General features: G+C 60.5%; 13 protein-coding genes and 1 tRNA gene. 3 read left to right on the top strand and 11 right to left on the bottom strand.

The genetic code is table 11. From position 1 onward, the window contains the following. The first annotated feature begins 71 nt into the window (after positions 1–71). Together VEC01_RS08645 and VEC01_RS08650 are read left to right on the top strand one after the other, a co-directional pair. The gene (locus VEC01_RS08645; RefSeq protein ID WP_324900409.1) at positions 72–1,718 is read left to right on the top strand and encodes a methyl-accepting chemotaxis protein; all 1,647 of its coding nucleotides are present in this window, start codon (positions 72–74) and stop codon (positions 1,716–1,718) included. 50 nt (positions 1,719–1,768) lie between these two features. Further along, positions 1,769–2,889 (top strand): IS3 family transposase gene (locus tag VEC01_RS08650; protein WP_414691431.1). Its coding sequence is split into 2 segments (ribosomal slippage): positions 1,769–2,012 and positions 2,012–2,889, totalling 1,122 coding nucleotides; the frame shifts between segments, so codons are not numbered across the junction. A gap of 504 nt (positions 2,890–3,393) precedes the next feature. Here VEC01_RS08650 and VEC01_RS08655 read toward each other — a convergent pair. Beyond that, positions 3,394–3,472 (bottom strand) — tRNA-Ile (locus VEC01_RS08655). A 63-nt stretch (positions 3,473–3,535) separates the two neighbouring features. Next, positions 3,536–5,758, bottom strand: a complete 2,223-nt coding sequence (gene rpoD, locus VEC01_RS08660) for an RNA polymerase sigma factor RpoD (protein ID WP_414691432.1) — start codon at positions 5,756–5,758, stop codon at positions 3,536–3,538. On the opposite strand from rpoD, the gene VEC01_RS08665 reads away from it, so the two are divergent. Further along, positions 5,748–6,077 (top strand): hypothetical protein, encoded by a 330-nt coding sequence (locus VEC01_RS08665; RefSeq protein ID WP_324900411.1) that lies wholly within the window; start codon positions 5,748–5,750, stop codon positions 6,075–6,077. The genes rpoD and VEC01_RS08665 overlap by 11 nt on opposite strands. A gap of 320 nt (positions 6,078–6,397) precedes the next feature. On the opposite strand, the gene dnaG is transcribed toward VEC01_RS08665, so the two are convergent. The 9 genes from dnaG to secA all read right to left on the bottom strand — a co-directional run bounded on the left by dnaG (position 6,398) and on the right by secA (position 17,880). Beyond that, entirely contained in the window at positions 6,398–8,185 is a 1,788-nt protein-coding gene (dnaG, locus tag VEC01_RS08670; protein ID WP_324900412.1) for a DNA primase, read from the bottom strand. 142 nt (positions 8,186–8,327) lie between these two features. Beyond that, a complete protein-coding gene (locus tag VEC01_RS08675) occupies positions 8,328–8,777 on the bottom strand; it encodes a GatB/YqeY domain-containing protein (RefSeq protein ID WP_324900413.1) in 450 nt (149 codons plus the stop codon). Positions 8,778–8,929: 152 nt separating this feature from the next. Continuing rightward, positions 8,930–9,142, bottom strand: coding sequence for a 30S ribosomal protein S21 (gene rpsU / locus VEC01_RS08680; RefSeq protein ID WP_088706764.1), 213 nt, complete (start codon positions 9,140–9,142; stop codon positions 8,930–8,932). A gap of 104 nt (positions 9,143–9,246) precedes the next feature. After that, positions 9,247–10,443, bottom strand: a complete 1,197-nt coding sequence (locus tag VEC01_RS08685; protein WP_324900414.1) for an NAD(P)/FAD-dependent oxidoreductase — start codon at positions 10,441–10,443, stop codon at positions 9,247–9,249. Between the two features lie 49 nt (positions 10,444–10,492). After that, the gene (locus VEC01_RS08690) at positions 10,493–11,647 is read right to left on the bottom strand and encodes a YbdK family carboxylate-amine ligase (protein WP_324900415.1); all 1,155 of its coding nucleotides are present in this window, start codon (positions 11,645–11,647) and stop codon (positions 10,493–10,495) included. Between the two features lie 30 nt (positions 11,648–11,677). Continuing rightward, the gene (locus tag VEC01_RS08695) at positions 11,678–12,883 is read right to left on the bottom strand and encodes a cation:proton antiporter (protein WP_324900416.1); all 1,206 of its coding nucleotides are present in this window, start codon (positions 12,881–12,883) and stop codon (positions 11,678–11,680) included. Positions 12,884–13,279: 396 nt separating this feature from the next. Continuing rightward, entirely contained in the window at positions 13,280–14,053 is a 774-nt protein-coding gene (gene cobA, locus VEC01_RS08700) for a uroporphyrinogen-III C-methyltransferase (protein WP_324900417.1), read from the bottom strand. Continuing rightward, positions 14,037–15,035: a DNA-binding protein YbiB gene (ybiB, locus tag VEC01_RS08705; protein WP_324900418.1), complete on the bottom strand. Its 999-nt coding sequence runs from the start codon at positions 15,033–15,035 to the stop codon at positions 14,037–14,039. Before ybiB ends, cobA begins: the two co-directional genes overlap by 17 nt. Positions 15,036–15,111: 76 nt before the next feature. Continuing rightward, entirely contained in the window at positions 15,112–17,880 is a 2,769-nt protein-coding gene (gene secA, locus VEC01_RS08710; RefSeq protein ID WP_324900419.1) for a preprotein translocase subunit SecA, read from the bottom strand. Positions 17,881–18,044 lie beyond the last annotated feature (164 nt).

An 18,044-nucleotide genomic window follows, 5' to 3' on the forward strand; every position in this document is an offset into this window, starting at 1 on the left:
ATCTGTACGGTGCGCTTGCTGAGCGGAGCGTAGAAAACAAAAAGTAAAAAAATCGTTGAATTGATCCTGTGATGCAGTACTGGGATTTGTCCGAGGCAATCTATGGCCTCAAATGTATGGGGTGGGAGGGACACTTGAAAGTCTTAAGTTTAACGATCGGACGCCGGCTAGCCGCCGGATTCGGCTCGATCATCGCAGTGACGATGGCGGTGACTGCTATTGGCGTCTTCTATCTTTACCTTACCGCGGGCAGCATTGAGATGCTGGTCAGCCATCGCTTTCCGCAACTTCTGCTTGCCAACACCATCAGGATGGACTTCAACGAGTTGATGACGTCCACTCGCAAGATTCCATCCATGTCAGTTGCCGGCGATGTTGAGGGAATACAAACTGAACGCTCGCTGATTGAGCAATCATCCCATTTCGTCGAGGAAAATACCGCAAAGCTTGAAAGCGCGGACTTCCTGACGGAGGACGAAAGGAAGAACATCCAAGACCTAAAGGCTGCCTATTCAAACTTTGCCCAAGCCCTGTCCCAATTCTTAGCAGTATCGGCAGGCGATGCGGCATACAAGGAACCCAACCTTCCAGGTGAGCTACAGGTGGCAAGCGTCGCTTATACGCAGATCCTTGACACCATTGTTCGTCAAACAGAAGAGCACTCCCTGTCTGAAGGAAGGCGCTCAACCGAAGCAATCCAACGCGCCCTCATACTTATGCTGTTTATTGCCGCAGCAGGTTTGATTGGCGGTATTGTTATCAGTACCATTACCACGCGCAAAATAACGCGCCCTCTGAAGGAAGCGGTTTCTGTAGCAAAACAGATCGCCGCAGGTGATCTAACCACAAATATAGTTGCATCCTCTCAAGACGAAACAGGCATGTTGATGCAGTCGTTACGAGACATGAACGACAGCCTGAAGCGGATTGTCGAGCAAGTACGACAAGACACTGCGAATATCCAGCTCGCGTCGTCTGAGATCGCTGACGGCACATTAAACCTTTCGGTGCGGACCGAACAGCAGGCCAGCTCCCTCGCCAAAACGGCGGAATCAATTAGCCAACTCAATTTCGCAGTGAAACATACAACCGATAATGCGACGCTCGCAAATGAGCAGGCGAAAACTGCTACGGAAAATGCCATTCGAGGTGGTTCAGTCGTATCGCAGGTCGTGGAGACCATGGAGTTGATCAAAAAGTCGTCTCGTCGTATTGCAGAGATCATCGGTGTGGTAGATGGGATCGCATTCCAGACGAACATCCTGGCGTTAAACGCTGCAGTCGAGGCGGCTCGCGCCGGCAACCAAGGGCGCGGCTTTGCCGTCGTTGCCGCTGAAGTCAGAAGCCTGGCGCAGCGCTCGGCCGAAGCATCAAAGGAAATCACGGCATTGATCGGTGAGTCGGTGCAGAGCGTCGACATGGGGAGCACTCTTGTGGCCACAGCAGGTCAAACCATGGACGAAATCGTCATCTCGGTAAAGCGCGTGGCGCACCTCATGAGCGAAATAACCGAGGCAAGCAGAGATCAAAGTGACGATTTCGATGCGTTGAGTACAGCATTACGAAAAATGGACGAAATGACGCAACAAAATGCAGCCATGGTGGACGAAGCGACTGCCGCGAGCGCGGAACTTAAAGCTCGCGCCGAGGAGCTCGTCGAGGCCGTAAGCCTTTTCAAAATTAATAGCGACGTGGCAAATATGATGTGCCCCCAATAAACAGTGCCATGGTGATCTAGTAAAGTTCGTTTTCGAAAGGGAGAACGAACGTGAAGAAGCGGTTTACCGACGAGCAGATTATTGGGTTTCTGAAGCAGGCCGATGCCGGCATATCGGTCAAAGAGCTGTGTCGACAGCATGGCTTTAGCGATGCATCGTTTTACACCTGGCGCGCCAAATTCGGCGGCATGACGGTGCCGGATGCGAAGCGGCTGCGGGACCTGGAAGCGGAGAATGCCCAGCTCAAGAAGCTGTTGGCCGAATCAATGCTGGATGCAGAGGCTCTGAAAGTGGCGTTAGGCCGAAAGCACTGAACCCACAGGCCAAGCGTGAGATGGTCGCAGCGATGCTGGAGAAGATAACGATTTCCGAGCGCCGCGCCTGTCTGCTTGTGGGGCTGTCACGCACTGTCTTGCACTACCAGGGCAAGGCCCAACCCGGGAACGAGCAATTGCAGGCTCGCATGGTTGAACTGGCTGGCGAACGCCGCCGCTTTGGCTATCGTCGCTTGCATGCGCTGTTAAGACGTGAAGGCATCGAGGCAAATCACAAACGGATATTTCGTCTTTATCAGGGCGCTGGCTTGGCGGTAAAGCGCCGGCGCAAGCGGCATGGTGTGGCAGTAGAACGAGAGCAACTGGCACTGCCAAGCCGGCCCAATGAAGTATGGTCTATGGATTTCGTCAGCGATGCGCTGGCCAATGGCCGAAGGATCAAGGTGTTGACCATCGTGGACGACTTCACCAAGGAGTCGGTCGATTTGGTCGCTGAGCATGGCATTTCCGGTCACTACGTCGTTCGCGTGCTGGAGCGAGCAGCGCAGTTCCGTGGCTTGCCATCAGCCATCCGAACGGATCAGGGGCCAGAGTTTACCGGCAAGGCATTGGATCAATGGGCGTATCAGAACGGCGTACAACTCAAGCTGATTGAGGCGGGCAAGCCAACGCAGAACGCCTACATCGAGAGTTTTAATGGTCGCTTCAGAGACGAATGCCTGAACGACCACTGGTTCACCAGCCTGGCGGAAGCGCGCATACGAATCGCGGCATGGCGGCGCGATTACAATGAGCATCGGCCGCATAGCGCATTGAACTACCAGACACCGGCGGAATTTGCTGCAAGCTGCCGGACAAACCGGCTGTCAAAGGTCGGCGACCAAGAAAGAATTTGATGTTTTTAATTGGACTTTGCTAGAAGGCCCCTGGCACTACGAATGGGGGTACATCACAAGCATGGACGCCTTCCTCGCTTCCGCCACGTCAAAGCCCGCAATTCGATTCTCGCATGTCCGATTGGCCTCCAGCGTCAAACGATAGGTGTGGCTCGTCATCTGTCGCGCTGGTAATCCCTCACCTGCCCAACGTAATAAATCACCCTACCGTTCTGCGTGTCGAATGGCGGCCCGTTCCCAGCTTTGCGCACCTCCTCGAGTTGCTTCTCCGTTTTAGCCATGATCATGGCTACCTGTCTCGGCGTAAGAGACAACAGAGGATCGAGTTCACTGAGACGAGTCAAGACCATCTCGTCCGGAATCATGGGCATCACGTCTAGCACTCGCATCCCCCTTGAGCTCCAGCCGCCCCACAGTCGGGGAGCGATAGCGGAGCCATAAACTGCAGCCTCAGATGTGACAAAGGGCTAGCTTTCGCTAACCCTTTGTATTTCCTGCTAGTTTTGGTGGGCCTCCCGTGAGTCGAACACGGCACCAACGGATTATGGGTCCGCTGCTCTAACCAAGCATGAGCTAGAGGCCCCGGGAAACGACTTGGGCGGTGTTAGCCGCCCAAGAACGTTTCTACATGTTACATGTTAAACGATTAACTGCCTTCGAGGAAGCTCTTCAGCTTGTCGGAGCGCGACGGATGGCGCAGCTTGCGCAATGCCTTCGCTTCGATCTGGCGGATACGCTCGCGGGTGACGTCGAACTGCTTGCCGACCTCTTCCAGCGTGTGGTCGGTCGACATTTCGATACCGAAGCGCATGCGCAGCACCTTCGCCTCGCGCGGCGTCAGCGAATCGAGCACGTCCTTCACCACGCCGCGCATCGATGCATGCAGCGCCGCATCGGCCGGGGCCAGGGTGTTGTTGTCCTCGATGAAGTCGCCAAGATGGGAATCGTCGTCGTCGCCGATCGGCGTTTCCATCGAGATCGGTTCCTTCGCGATCTTCATGATCTTGCGGATCTTGTCTTCCGGCATATCCATCTTGATCGCCAGCGTCGCCGGATCCGGCTCCGCGCCGGTCTCCTGCAGGATCTGGCGCGAGATCCGGTTCATCTTGTTGATCGTCTCGATCATGTGCACCGGGATACGGATCGTGCGCGCCTGGTCCGCGATTGAACGGGTGATGGCCTGGCGGATCCACCACGTCGCATAGGTCGAAAACTTGTAACCGCGGCGGTATTCGAACTTGTCCACCGCCTTCATCAGGCCAATGTTGCCTTCCTGGATCAGGTCGAGGAATTGCAGGCCGCGATTGGTGTACTTCTTCGCGATCGAGATCACCAGGCGCAGGTTGGCCTCGGTCATTTCGCGCTTGGCCTTGCGTGCCTTCATTTCGCCGGCCGCCATCTGCTTGTTGATGTTGCGCAGGTCCGGCAGCGGCAGCACGACACGTGCCTGCAGGTCGATCAGCTTCTGCTGCAGTTCCTTGATCGCCGGCACGTTACGGCCGAGTACCGCGCTGTACGAATGGTTCGCGGCGACTTCCTGGTCGACCCAGTCAAGATCGGTTTCGTTGCCGGGGAAGACCTTGATGAAGTGGGTGCGCGGCATGCCGCACTTGTTGACCGCGACTTCGAGAATCTGCTTTTCGATGTGGCGGACTTCATCGACCTGGCCGCGCAGCGTGTCGCACAGCTTCTCGACGAACTTGGCGGTGAAGCGGATGCCCAGCAGTTCGTTGGAGATGGTTTCCTGCGCCTTCACGTAGGGCTTGGAGTTGTAGCCTTCCTTCTCGTACGCCTTGCGCATCTTGTCGAACTGGGCGGCGATCTCGTTGAACTTGGCCAGCGAATCACGCTTCAGCTGTTCCAGCTGCTCCGCGGAGTAACCGGCGGCAGCACCGCCGCCGCTGTTTTCCTCTTCCTCTTCTTCCTCTTCCTCCTCGGCGTCCTCGTCTTCATCATCGTCGGAAGCGGCGGCAACCGGTGCGGCGACGACGTCGGCCGCGTTCGGGTCGACCAGGCCGTCGACGATTTCGTCAACCTTCACTTCATCCTTCTCGATGCGGTCGGCCGCGGCGAGGATTTCGGCGATCGTGGTCGGGCAGGCGGAGATCGCCTGGATCATGTCCTTCAGGCCTTCCTCGATGCGCTTGGCGATCTCGATCTCGCCTTCGCGCGTGAGCAGCTCGACCGAACCCATTTCGCGCATGTACATGCGCACCGGGTCGGTGGTGCGGCCGAAGTCGGAGTCGACCGTCGACAGCGCGGCTTCCGCAGCGGCTTCGGCGTCGTCGTCGGTGGCAACGGTGGCCACGCTGTCGGACAGCAGCAGCGTCTCGGCGTCGGGCGCCTGCTCGTAGACCGCGATGCCCATGTCGTTGAACGTGCCGATGATGCCGTCGATCGCTTCCGGATCGACAATATTTTCGGGCAGGTGGTCGTTGATTTCCGAGTACGTCAGGAAGCCGCGGTCCTTGCCGAGCTTGATCAGCGTCTTGAGCTTCTGACGGCGCTGCTCGAGTTCTTCCTCGCTCGCCTCGGTGTCGGAAGAGAACGCGTCCTTCAGCAGCGCCTTTTCCTTGGCCTTGCGGTCTTTTGCCTTTGCCTTGTCCGCTGCCTTCAGTTCCGCACGTTCGACGGCATTCAGCGCGGCGACTTCATCGTTCTCCGGCTGGAATTCCTTCGGCTTGCGGCCGCGGCGGCCTGGCACTTTGACGGCGGGCAAAACGTAGCTGGACGTATCGATCGCCGCCAGTGCTTCCGCATCGGTAGTCTGGCTGACTGTCATCACTTTGCTATCGGACTTCGGCTCGGCTTTCGCCGCGACCTTGACGGCCTTGCTTGCGGTCTTCAATTCGGATTTCTTGTTCGTCACGGGTGCTTTCAGTTTCTCGGGAGCCGGCTTTGCAGCAGCTCGGGATGAAGATTTCGACGTCAACGGGGTTGCCTTCTCAGCGGTTTTAGGCGTACTCTTGGCAACCGTTTTCGTCGCAGCTTTGATCGGAGTTTTCGCCTTGCTTGCGGGCGCGGCGGCAGCGGTCTTCTTCACGGCAGGCTTTGCCATCGACTTGCTCGAGGCGGGTTTAGTTGCAGCCGATTTCGCTTTTTTTGCGGTTGCGGTCGTTTTCGCGGGTTTTTTCATTGCGTTTGCCATGGAATCGATACCAACTGGTTTGCTCTCGTGCGCCGAGTAGATTGCGCGTGTTGGAGCCGATCTTGCGTACTGGCTTCGGCATTCGCCCGCGCGACATGTCCGTGGTTTTTTCGTTGTCCGGCTGAATTTCAACACGCACAACCAAATTACCTAAGACTTTGAATCAAAAGCTTTAAATTATACCACAGAGAGCAATATTTCTCCATTTCAAAGGCACCCGAAGAGGCCGCCGTAATGCCTTCGACCTCGCTCCGGCCAGGACGTTGCATGCGCCTGCACGCAGCTGCCGACCGTATGCCATGAAATTCTTTTCGTCTCCGCGCTTCGCTGTATTCCCGGCTGTTTTGCCGCGCGTAGGGGCTACCCGCCGCCGCCGGCCAGTCCGCGCTTGAGTTGCTCTTGTTGTTGCATCAGCTCGCGGTAGCGCGCGCGAGCTTCTTCGGTCGCCAGACCGGTCGTCGCCAGACGGTCCAGTTCCACTTTCAATACTTGCATTTTAGTCTGCCGCACCGCTCCGGCAAGTTCGAGCCGGGCAGTCTCCAGATCCGATTCCGTTTCCGCGGCAATTTCGGCAATCAGCGGATCGAAGTCCGAATTCAGCGCCCGCAACTGCTCCGCCAGCGCCGCAAAATTTGCTTGCGGCCCGAGCGCCAGGCAGGCATCGATCAACTGCCGCAGCATGTCCGCATTGTCCGGCGCGAGCCGGGCAACCGCATCCAGCGTATCCTGCTCCAGCCCCCCAGCCAGCGAAGGATGCGCGACCAGCAGCCGGATCATTTGCCGCTCCAGCCCCATCGGCGCGGTGCGCTTGGCCTTGGGCGGCGCAACCTTGGTTCGCGCGACCGGCTGCGCCAGCTCGAACAATGCCTCGATTTCCGCCGGCGTCGTCTGCGTCTGCTGCGCCAGCACGCGCACGATCTGCAGGCGCAACGCCGACGGCGGCATCGCCTGCAGCAGCGGCTTGGCCTCGAACTGCGCCTTGGCGCGGCCTTCCGACGTCGTCAGGTCGTTTTCCTGCGTCACTTCCTTCAGCAGGAACTGCGATAGCGGCATCGCATCGCGCACCTGCTGTTCAAATGCTTCCGCGCCAAATTCGCGCACATAGCTGTCAGGGTCATGTTCCGGCGGCAGGAACAGGAACTTCAGCGTCTTGTTGTCCGTCGCGTGAGGCAGACAGGCGTCCAGCGCCCGCCGCGCCGCGCGCCGCCCGGCCGCGTCGCCGTCGAAGCTGAAAATTACATGATCGGTCTGCCGCAGCAGTTTCTGCACATGCGTCGGGGTGCAGGCAGTACCGAGCGTCGCGACCGCCTGCGGAAATCCCAGCTGCGCCAGCGCGACGACATCCATGTACCCTTCGGTCACCAGCACATAACCCGCGTCCCGGATCGCCTGCCGCGCCTCGAACAGGCCGTACAGCTCGTGTCCCTTCTGAAATAGGGGTGTTTCCGGAGAGTTCAAGTACTTTGGCTCTCCGCCGTCCAGAACGCGTCCGCCAAAACCGATTACCTGGCCTTTAGTGTTGCGAATCGGGAACATGATGCGGTCGCGGAAACGGTCGTAGCGTTTGCGCCCGCCGCCCTCTTCCTCGCTCTTGTCGATCACCAGGCCGGCTTCAACCAGTGCGGAAAGACCGTAATCGGGAAATACCGCGCGCAGGTTGTCCCATCCGCCGGGCGCATAGCCGAGGCCGAATTTCGCGGCGATTTCGCCGGTCAAGCCGCGGTTCTTGAGGTAGCCGATGGCATGCTGCGCGCCGCGCAACTGGTGGCGGTAGTAGTCGCAGGCCTGGCTCATCACCTCGGACAATGCCATGCTCTTGGCCTGCACCTCGGCGCGGCGCGCCGGCGGCAACCGGTCGTCGTCCGGCACCGTCATGCCGACGTTCTGCGCCAGATCCTTGACCGCCTCGACGAAACCGAGGCCGGAATATTCAATCAGGAAACCGATCGCGGTGCCGTGCGCGCCGCATCCGAAGCAATGGTAGAACTGCTTGGTCGGACTGACGGTAAAGCTGGGGGATTTTTCGTTGTGGAAGGGGCACAGCCCCATGAAGTTGGCACCGCCCTTCTTCAGCTGCACATAGCGGCCGACCACATCGACGATGTCGACCCGGTTGAGCAAATCCTGAATGAAAGATTGCGGTATCACGGCGGCACGGTGCGAGGGCGAGAAGATTCCCGGAAATCAAGCGGATGCCAGGGGCGCCGGGAGAGCAGCCCGGAAAACACGAAGGCATCCGTTTTTAGATGGGGGCAAGGCGGCGGATTAAAACCGCCTTCGCCAGGGCCGATCAGGCCTTGGACAATGCCGCCTTCACCAGCCCCGATACCACGGTCATGTCGGCACGCCCGGCGAGTTTCGGCTTGAGCACGCCCATCACTTTCCCCATGTCCTGCGGGCCGGCGGCACCGGTTTCGGCTACCGCAGCCGCCACCTGCGCCTGGATTTCCGCATCGGACAATGCGGCCGGCATGTAAGCGGAGAGCACCTCGAGTTCGGCCTTTTCATTGTCGGCCAGGTCCTGGCGGCCACCGGCTTCGAACTGGGTGATGGAATCCTTGCGCTGCTTGATCATCTTTTCGATGATCGCAAGAACATGGGCGTCGGTCAGCTCGATGCGCTCGTCGACTTCCTTCTGCTTCATCGCGGCGGTCAACAGGCGGATGGTGCCCAGCCTGGCGCTGTCCTTGGCACGCATCGCGGCTTTCATGTCTTCGGTGATCTGCTCTTTCAGGCCCATTTTTTCTCCAGTTTCAGACGGACGCACCAGCTGCGCCCAGACGCTCCAGGCAGGCTGCCGCGCATTTCAGACGCCCTAAACACCAAAACCCGCTGCGGGGATACACCGGAGCGGGTTTGGAATGCACCGCACCACGGGGTGCGGCGGCGAAATCAGTACATCTTCTTCGGCAATTGCTGGCTGCGGATGCGCTTGTAGTGGCGCTTCACGGCAGCGGCGAGCTTACGCTTGCGCTCGGCGGTCGGCTTCTCGTAGAACTCGCGCGCACGCAGCTCGGTCAGCAGACCGGTCTTTTCGATGGTGCGCTTGAAGCGACGCATGGCGACTTCGAAAGGCTCGTTTTCTTTAATGCGAATGGTGGTCATGTAAATTCAAACCAAGGAATTTGAAGGAAAGACCGCGAGTATAACAGTTTCGCCAAACCTTGAAAAGCATGTTCTCCGACAAGTGTCGGATCGGCGCACGATTGTCAAACGGACAAGCCGGCGGCGAAGCCGGATGCCCACGCCCACTGGAAGTTATACCCGCCGAGCCAGCCCGTCACATCCACCGCCTCGCCGATGAAATGCAGACCGGGCATCTTCGCGCTCATCATGCTCTGCTGCGACAGCTCGCGCGTATCGATGCCGCCGCAGGTGACCTCTGCCTTGCGGTAGCCTTCCGAGCCGTCCGGCAGGATCACCCACCGGTTGAGCGATTCGCCGAGTTTGCGCAACTGCTTGTCCGGCAGGTCGGCAATGCGCGCGTCCGGCGCGAAGCCGCTGGCGACCAGCCAGCCATCGGCCAGCCGCGCGGGCAGCCATTGCGCCAGGATGTTGCCAAGGTTTTTCTTCAACGTCGTCTTGCCTTCGATGAGCGTGTGCGCGACATCGACTTCCGGCACCAGGTTCAGCGACAGCGCCGTTCCCGGCCGCCAGAAACTGGATATCTGCAGCACCGCAGGGCCTGACAAGCCGCGGTGCGTAAACAGCAGGTCTTCCCGGAAGCGCGTGCGCGACTTTTTCTCGCCGGTTTCGATGTCCACCTCGAGCGAGATCCCTGCAAGCGGAATGAAGGGTTGCCAGGCGCCAGCGTCGAATGTAAGCGGCACCAGGCCGGGGCGCGGCTCGACCAGTTTCAGCCCGAACTGCCTGGCAATGCGAAACGCAAAATCGGTGGCGCCGATTTTCGGGATCGACAGGCCGCCGGTGGCGACCACCACATGTTTGGCCAGGACCGACCCGCTGTCGGTGCCGATGATGAAGCGCTCGCCCTCCCGGCCGACCGCTTCCACCTTGCACGGCATGCGCCAGGCGACATGGCCGCGCTCGCACTCGGCCTTGAGCATGTCGATGATCTGCTCCGCCGAGCTGTCGCAGAACAGCTGGCCCTTGTGCTTTTCGTGGTACGCGATGCGGTGGCGCTTGACCAGCGCGAGGAAATCCTGCGGTGTGTAGCGCGACAGCGCGCTCTTGCAGAAATGCGGGTTGTTCGACAGGTAGTTTTGCGGGCCTGCATGCAGGTTGGTGAAATTGCAGCGGCCGCCGCCGGAAATGCGGATCTTTTCGGCCAGCTTTTCGGCATGGTCGATCAGCACGACCTTCCTGCCGTTCTGGCCGGCGATCGCGGCGCACATCATGCCGGCGGCGCCGGCGCCGATCACCGCGACGTCGAATTCTTTGAACATGGCTTGTTACTTTGAGGACAAGCCATGATTGTAAATGCTCGGAACGAGATCAATGGAAATAAGGTGACGACGAGTGTTTCATCCACAACTCGGACGACAGCCGCATCACGTCGTTCAGGGAGCCGCGCTTGCGGTAGGTTTCGCGCAGCCAGGTCGCGTCGTTCAGCCGCTCGTAAGCCATGTGGCGCAGCCGCTTCAATGCCTGCAGCTCCGCCTCGTTCTGCGCATAGCGCTTCAGATCCTGCAGGCGGTCCAGGATGTTGACGAAGATCGACTGCTTGCCGGCCGGGGAAACCTTGTCGTCGCTGTGCTGCGCGATCTCGCCCTCCAGGCCGTAGCGGCTGGCCTGGAAACGGTTGAATTGATACAGCAGGTAGAAGTCATCGTCGATATCGAGCGGCCGCTCGGTGAGCAGCCAGCGCGCCAGCAGCTGTGCATAGCAGCCGAGCAAGGCGGCATGTTCCAGCGTCAGCGGCGTATCGCACACGCGGATTTCGACGGTACCGTATTCGGGTTTCGGACGGATGTCCCAGTAAAAGTCTTTCATGCTGCCGATGACGCCCAGGCGCATCAGCTCGTCGTAATACTTTTCGAAATCGCCCCATTTCGTCATCACCGGCGCGGTGCCTGCCAGCGGAAAGGCGCGCACCACGTTGCTGCGCGAAGAGTCGAACGAGGTGTCGACGCCCTGAAAGAACGGCGAGGCGGCCGACAGCGCGATGAAATGCGGAACATAGCGCGAAAAGCCGTGCGTCAGGTACAACGCATCGTCGCCATTCTCGACGCCGATATGGATATGCTGGCCGAACACGGTAAACGTTTTGGCAAGATAACCGTATTTCTCGTGCAGATGGTGAAAGCGCTCGCTCGGCGTGATGCGCTGTTCGCTCCAGTTCTGGAAAGGATGCGCACCGCCGCCGGCAACATCGATATTCAGGTGCTGCGCACCGCGCGTGAGGGCGCCGCGCAAGTCCTTCAATTCCTCCAGCATGTGGTCGACGCGGGTCTGGATGCTCGAATTCAGTTCGATCATGCCTTGCGTGATTTCCAGCTTGATCTGGTTCTGCAAGTTGCGCGGCTCGATCCAGGCGAGCAGGTCGAGGGCGTCGGTGGCGAGGTTGTAGTTGCGCCGGTTCACCAGTTGCAGCTCGAGCTCGATTCCCATCGTGTAGGGTGTCGACGTGGTAAAGGGAAGGTTGTGCATGGCTGTCTCCGGAAATCTGTTCTGCGATACCTAATCGCGGCCGCTCTCGCCGGATTTGATCAACGCAAACTGCGTCGCGATCGGCCCCAGCAACTCCAGCACGATCAGCGTGCCCGCCAGCAGCGGCGCGACCGCCGCCGCGGTCTGCGGATAGACCGACGAGATCTGCGCCAGCCCGAAGCTGGCCTCTGCCATCGGCAGCGTACCCAGCGCCAGCAGACCGGCCTGCCGCCATTTCAGCCGCGCCGGCCGTGCAAACGCAAAAATGCTGCATGCCATCGCAGCAAACCGGGCGCCGATCAGCACCACGACGGACAGGCCGATGGTGGCGATATCCGCTCTGCTGATCGATGCGCCGATCGCGGCAAACAGCATCACGATGAACAATTCGCTCGCCACGCCGAATTCCAGCTCCATCAGGTCGTACTGCAGGTCGAGGTTCTTGGACAGGATCGCGAAGACCAGCATGGTCAGCAGCACCGGCAGGCGCAGGGCGTGCGCCGCGCCGATGGTGAGGGTGATGATCGCAATGACCAGCACGAATTGCCTGCTGCGCTCGCGTCCGAGCAGGCGCGCCAGCGGCATCATCAGCCGGTAGGTAAGGTAGGCCAGCAGCGCGGACCCGAACACAGAATACAGCGTTCCCGACAGCAAGGTCTGCATCGGCACATCGACATCGGTCGCAACGACCGGCAGCACAATATATGCGGACACCAGCGCCACCAGATTGTTCAATGCGGTCATCGCTGCCAGCCTGCGCGTCACATGCCCTTCCGCACCGAGGTCGCGCACGACGACCATCACCACCGCCGGCGCGGTACCGATCGCTAACACGCCGGCGAGGATGGCCAGGTGACGCGGCACGCCGAGCAGTTCCAGCGCGCCCCAGACGAACGCAAAACAGAGCGCAGCGCCGCTGACCACCGTCGCAAACAGCCAGCGCTCCTGACGCAGCCAGCCGATGTCGACATAGCGGCCGAGCTGATAGACGACCAGCGCAAGCGCGATATCGGCGAAGATGTGCGCAACTTTCAGGATGTCGCCCGACAGCCACTGCAAGCCGCCTTCGCCGAGCACGAAGCCGACCAGCAGATAACCGGTGATGCGCGGTATCCACGGATTTTTCGAAACCAGATACCCCCCGACCAACCCCAGCAGCAGCAGGCTGCCGAACAGCAGCAGCGCGTTCCACTGCAGCGGCTGCGCCGGGTCAAACAGGGGGAAGGTCCAGGACATGATTCTCCTCTTCGAAAAAATTGTTCTTTGATTCGCAAGGAGCGGGACAAGAACCGGTTAAGTGCCACATGTGACAACACCCGGTGCGCAATGTGCATGCATGCGTAACCGCGCGGTCAGGAAGAGCTGTGAAATGGCTTGCGGAACCTCCGTGGGCGGGCACCGGCTACCTGTTCTTATTGCTGCAATCACTTGTATGAGCGCAATACTTTGTCAGGCGGCAACGAATAAAGTTCCGGCAAATGATTCCTGGTGGCAGTTTTTTTTGCCGGGATTGTCAGCTATTTAATCAATCGCCGGGACGCGGGCAGTGAGCTAGGTCAAGCGAAGCACGCCCGGTGAGCGCTAGGCGGAAAAGGCGCAGCATAAATGCCCTTGAACAAGGCCGATAGACGGTCAAGCGAAGCAGCTGGCGAGCCTGTCATTGACGGATGCATCATGCTGCTGCAAAGCGCCGCGCACGACCTCGCCGACGACAATGATGCTCGGGCTTCCGAGCCCGGATGCAGCAAGCGCGCCGGCCAGTTCGCCGAGCGTGGTGATCAGCTGCGCTTGCGCGCGCGTGGTGGCGGACTGGATGACCGCCACCGGGGTCGACGCGGCTTTGCCGCCGGCCAGCAAGGCTTGCTGGATTGCGGCGCAGCGGGCCACCGCCATGTAGATGACCAGGGTCATGTCGAGCGCGGCAAGTGTCTTCCAGTCCGGCTCGGCGTCGGCGCTCGCGCCGTGCCCCGTGACGAACACCACGCCGCGGGTCCGGTTCCGATGCGTGAGCGGCACGCCGATCGACGAGGGCGCTGCCAGGCCGCTGCTGATGCCATTGACTACCTCGACCGGAATTCCCGCCGCCTGCAGGTATTCGCGCTCTTCCCCGCCGCGCCCGAAGATGAAAGGATCGCCGCCCTTCAGACGCACCACGGCGTGGCCGGCGCGCGCTTCCGCGACCAGCAGCCTTTCGATGAATTCCTGCGGCGTCGATTCGCAGCCGCCGCGCTTGCCGACCCGGACGATGCGCGCACCGGCGCGCGCGTGATCCAGGATCTCGGGATTGACGAGATCATCGACGAGGATCACATCGGCGGCGGCGAGCGCCTTCACCGCCTTGAGCGTGAGGAGTTCCGGATCGCCGGGGCCTGCCCCGACCAGCACAACCTTACCCTGCTTCTCCATGGGACACCTGTCTTGCATGTAGTAGCCTAGCTACATGCAAGCAGTGTTCCACCTGTTCCGCGATCGGTGCCGGCACCGGCTGCTCGCCTGCAAGCACGGCTTTGATCCATGCCGCAGTCGTGGCTGCATCGGATTGGAGCGGCAACGGCGGCAATTCGTCCACCGGGTCCTGCTTTTGCACCAGCACTGTGCACTGGTGTTCATGGAACCAGGAGATCTGCTGTGCCCGCTTCGCATTGGCGACCGTCTCGCCTTCGGTCCCGCGCATCAGGAAGGCGTCGCCGCGCTCCGCCGGCGCCGCGCTGCCAAAGTAGGCGGTGAGCATGTCCAGGTATTCCGGATGGGTGTACGAGGTCAGGCGCAACGCGGCGCCGGCGAAAGGCTGCAGAATCTTCACCAGCGTATGCGTCGAATTGCGCACGCCGAGCACGCGGCGTATCGCGAGCAGGCGCGCGATTTTCGGCGCCAGCGCCTCGATCGTGATGAACACCGGTTCGCGCCGTGCAAATCCGCGCTGCACGTCGCCATAGGTGAGGGCAACGGCGAATCCGAGCTCGCTCAGGATTTCCGCTGTCGTCACGCGGCCGGGATCGCTGCTGACGCCATGGATCAGGACTGGCGCGCCGCGCTGCGCCAGCAACAGCGCCAGCAGCGGCGTCAGGTTCGGCATCTGGCGCGAACCGTTATAGCTGGGGATGACGATCGGCGCGTAGTCGCTGTCCGGCATCGGGAGCTTGTTGAAGGATTGCTCGGCGGCGTCCATGAAGCCGGCGATCTCGTCGACGGTTTCCCCCTTGATGCGCATTGCCAATACCAGAGCGCCGAGCTCGAGGTCGGACACGCGGCCGTCGAGCATTGCCGCGTAGACGCTGCGGGCGTCCTCCCGCGACATGCTGCGCGCGCCCTTGCTGCCGCGGCCGATTTCCTTGATGAAGGGAGCGGCGCGGAAGGCCTTGTTGCCGTGTGCGTGGTCGATGTTCATGTCGGCTCCGGAAATGCGCTGAAAAAACGAAGGGCAGGTTTCCCTGCCCTTGCGTGTGCGTCGAGGACAGGCCGGATCAGGCGAGCTTGCCGTGGCACTGCTTGTACTTCTTGCCGCTGCCGCAGGGGCAGGGATCGTTGCGGCCAACCTTCGGCAACGCATTGACCATCGTCGTCTGGTTGCGCGCGTCTTCCGCATTCGCGGTCGGTGCGAGCAGCTCTTCCGGCGCTGCGTTCGGGTTGAAGGCGGCATGCTCGTAATGCACGTTTTCCACATGCGTCTGCGCCAGCTGGGCTTCCGCCGCATCGATCTCTTCGCGCGACTGGATACGCACCGTCATGATGATGCGCACCACTTCGTTCTTGATCAGGTCGAGCATCTGCCCGAACAGCTCGAAGGCTTCGCGCTTGTATTCCTGTTTCGGGTTCTTCTGCGCGTAGCCGCGCAGGTGGATGCCCTGGCGCAGGTGATCGAGTGCGGCCAGGTGTTCGCGCCAGTGGGTGTCGATACTCTGCAGCATCACGCTGCGCTCGAAGCCGGCAAAGCCTTCCTTGCCGATGATGTCGACCTTGGCCTGATAGGCGTCGCGTGCCGCCTTCAGCACACGATCGAGCAGGTCTTCGTCGGTCAGGTCCGGTTCCGCTTCGAGCATCTTGGTGATCGGCACTTCCAGCTGCCATTCATTGGCAAGCGCCGCTTCCAGGCCCTTGATGTCCCACTGCTCTTCCATCGACTCGACCGGCACGAAGGCGCGGAACACGTCGGCGAACAGGCCGTCGCGCAGGGATGCGATCAGTTCGGATACGTCCGCCGCCTCCAGCAGTTCGTTGCGCTGCTGGTAAATCACCTTGCGCTGGTCATTGGCGACGTCGTCATATTCCAGCAGCTGCTTGCGGATGTCGAAATTGCGCGCCTCGACCTTGCGCTGCGCGGATTCGATGGAACGGCTGACGATGCCGGCCTCGATCGGCTCGCCCTCCGGCATTTTCAGGCGGTCCATGATCGCGCGCACGCGATCGCCGGCGAAGATGCGCAGCAGCGGATCGTCCAGCGACAGGTAGAAGCGCGAGGAACCGGGGTCGCCCTGGCGGCCGGAGCGGCCGCGCAGCTGGTTGTCGATGCGGCGCGATTCATGCCGCTCGGTGCCGATGATGTGCAGGCCGCCGACTGAAACCACGTGGTCGTGCAACGATTGCCACTCGTCGCGCAGCTTCTGCGCCCTTTGCTGCTTCTCGGCGTCGGGCAGGCTGGAATCGGCTTCGATCAGCTGGATCTGCTTCTCCACATTGCCGCCCAGCACGATATCGGTGCCGCGTCCTGCCATGTTGGTGGCGATGGTGATCATCTTCGGACGGCCTGCCTGCGCGACGATTTCCGCTTCGCGCGCATGCTGTTTCGCATTGAGCACGTTGTGCGGCAGCTTGTGCTTGGTCAGGATGGCGGAGATCAGCTCCGAATTCTCGATCGATGTGGTACCCACCAGGACCGGCTGCCCGCGTTCGTAGCAGTCCTTGATGTCGTTGACCACCGCGTTGTACCTCTCTTCCGCGCTCTTGTACACCTGGTCCTGGCGGTCCTTGCGCTGGCTCGGACGGTTGGGCGGGATGACAACGGTTTCGAGGCTGTAGATTTCCTGGAACTCGTACGCTTCCGTGTCGGCGGTGCCGGTCATGCCGGCCAGCTTGCCGTACATGCGGAAGTAATTCTGGAAGGTGATCGATGCCAGCGTCTGGTTCTCGTTCTGGATCTTCACGCCTTCCTTGGCTTCGACCGCCTGGTGCAGGCCGTCGGACCAGCGGCGGCCGACCATCAGGCGGCCGGTGAATTCGTCGACGATGATGACCTCGCCGTTCTGCACCACATAGTGCTGGTCCTTGTGATACAGCACGTGGGCGCGCAGCGCGGCGTAGAGGTGGTGGATCAGCAGGATGTTGGCCGGGTCGTACAGCGATGCGCCTTCCGCCAGCAGGCCCATGCGGGTGAGGATCTGCTCGGCCTTCTCATGGCCGGATTCGGTCAGCAGCACCTGATGGGATTTCTCGTCCTTGGTGTAGTCGCCGGGCACTTCGATCTTGCCCTTGCCATCCGGCGTTTCCTCGCCGATCTGCTGCGTCAGCAGCGGCGGCACCGCATTCATCTTGATGTACAGCTCGGTGTGGTCTTCCGCCTGGCCGGAAATGATCAGCGGTGTGCGCGCCTCGTCGATCAGGATCGAGTCGACTTCGTCGACGATGGCGAAATTGAGCCCGCGCTGCACCCGGTCGCCGGTGTCGTACACCATGTTGTCGCGCAGGTAGTCGAAGCCGAATTCATTGTTGGTGCCGTAGGTGATGTCCGCCGCGTACGCGACCTGCTTCGCATCATGCTGCATCTGCGACAGGTTCACGCCGGTGGTCAAGCCGAGCCAGCCGTAGAGCTTGCCCATCCATTCCGCGTCGCGCTGCGCGAGGTAATCGTTGACGGTCACCACATGCACGCCCTTGCCAGCAAGCGCGTTGAGGTAAGCGGCCAGCGTCGCCATCAGGGTCTTGCCCTCGCCGGTGCCCATTTCGGCGATCTTGCCGTAGTGGAGAACCATGCCGCCGATAAGCTGCACGTCGAAGTGGCGCATCTTCAGTACCCGTTTGCTCGCCTCGCGGCAGACGGCGAAGGCTTCGGGCAGGATGTCATCCAGCGTCGCGCCCTTTGCAAGACGCTCCTTCAGCTCGGGCGTCTTGGCCTGCAGTTCGGCGTCGGACAGTTTTTCCATCGCCGGCTCAAGCGCATTGATTTCACGAACGGTCTTCTGGTATTGCTTGATCAGCCGCTGGTTGCGGCTGCCGAAAATCTGGGTCAGTAGGGACATCTTTAATGTTCTTTATGACGCTGCGAAGAGACGTGCTCGCGATCCTCGCAATGACGGAATAGGGCTAAATTGCGGATTTTATCATGCAGGGCATAGCCGGCCGCCCCATGCCGGGCCGGAAGCGCAAAATGATTGCGCAGTGACAAAAGTCGCCGCAGCAACCG

Source organism: Noviherbaspirillum sp. (assembly GCF_035627455.1).
Taxonomy (GTDB): Bacteria; Pseudomonadota; Gammaproteobacteria; order Burkholderiales; family Burkholderiaceae_D; genus Noviherbaspirillum.

Coding starts and splice junctions, on each gene's coding strand:
- ybiB (WP_324900418.1), bottom strand. CDS start 15,035: ATGAACATCGACCACGCACACGGCAACAAGGCCTTCCGCGCCGCTCCC.
- VEC01_RS08690 (WP_324900415.1), bottom strand. CDS start 11,647: ATGCACAACCTTCCCTTTACCACGTCGACACCCTACACGATGGGAATC.
- VEC01_RS08685 (WP_324900414.1), bottom strand. CDS start 10,443: ATGTTCAAAGAATTCGACGTCGCGGTGATCGGCGCCGGCGCCGCCGGC.
- VEC01_RS08675 (WP_324900413.1), bottom strand. CDS start 8,777: ATGGGCCTGAAAGAGCAGATCACCGAAGACATGAAAGCCGCGATGCGT.
- secA (WP_324900419.1), bottom strand. CDS start 17,880: ATGTCCCTACTGACCCAGATTTTCGGCAGCCGCAACCAGCGGCTGATC.
- rpsU (WP_088706764.1), bottom strand. CDS start 9,142: ATGACCACCATTCGCATTAAAGAAAACGAGCCTTTCGAAGTCGCCATG.
- VEC01_RS08695 (WP_324900416.1), bottom strand. CDS start 12,883: ATGTCCTGGACCTTCCCCCTGTTTGACCCGGCGCAGCCGCTGCAGTGG.
- VEC01_RS08645 (WP_324900409.1), top strand. CDS start 72: ATGCAGTACTGGGATTTGTCCGAGGCAATCTATGGCCTCAAATGTATG.
- cobA (WP_324900417.1), bottom strand. CDS start 14,053: ATGGAGAAGCAGGGTAAGGTTGTGCTGGTCGGGGCAGGCCCCGGCGAT.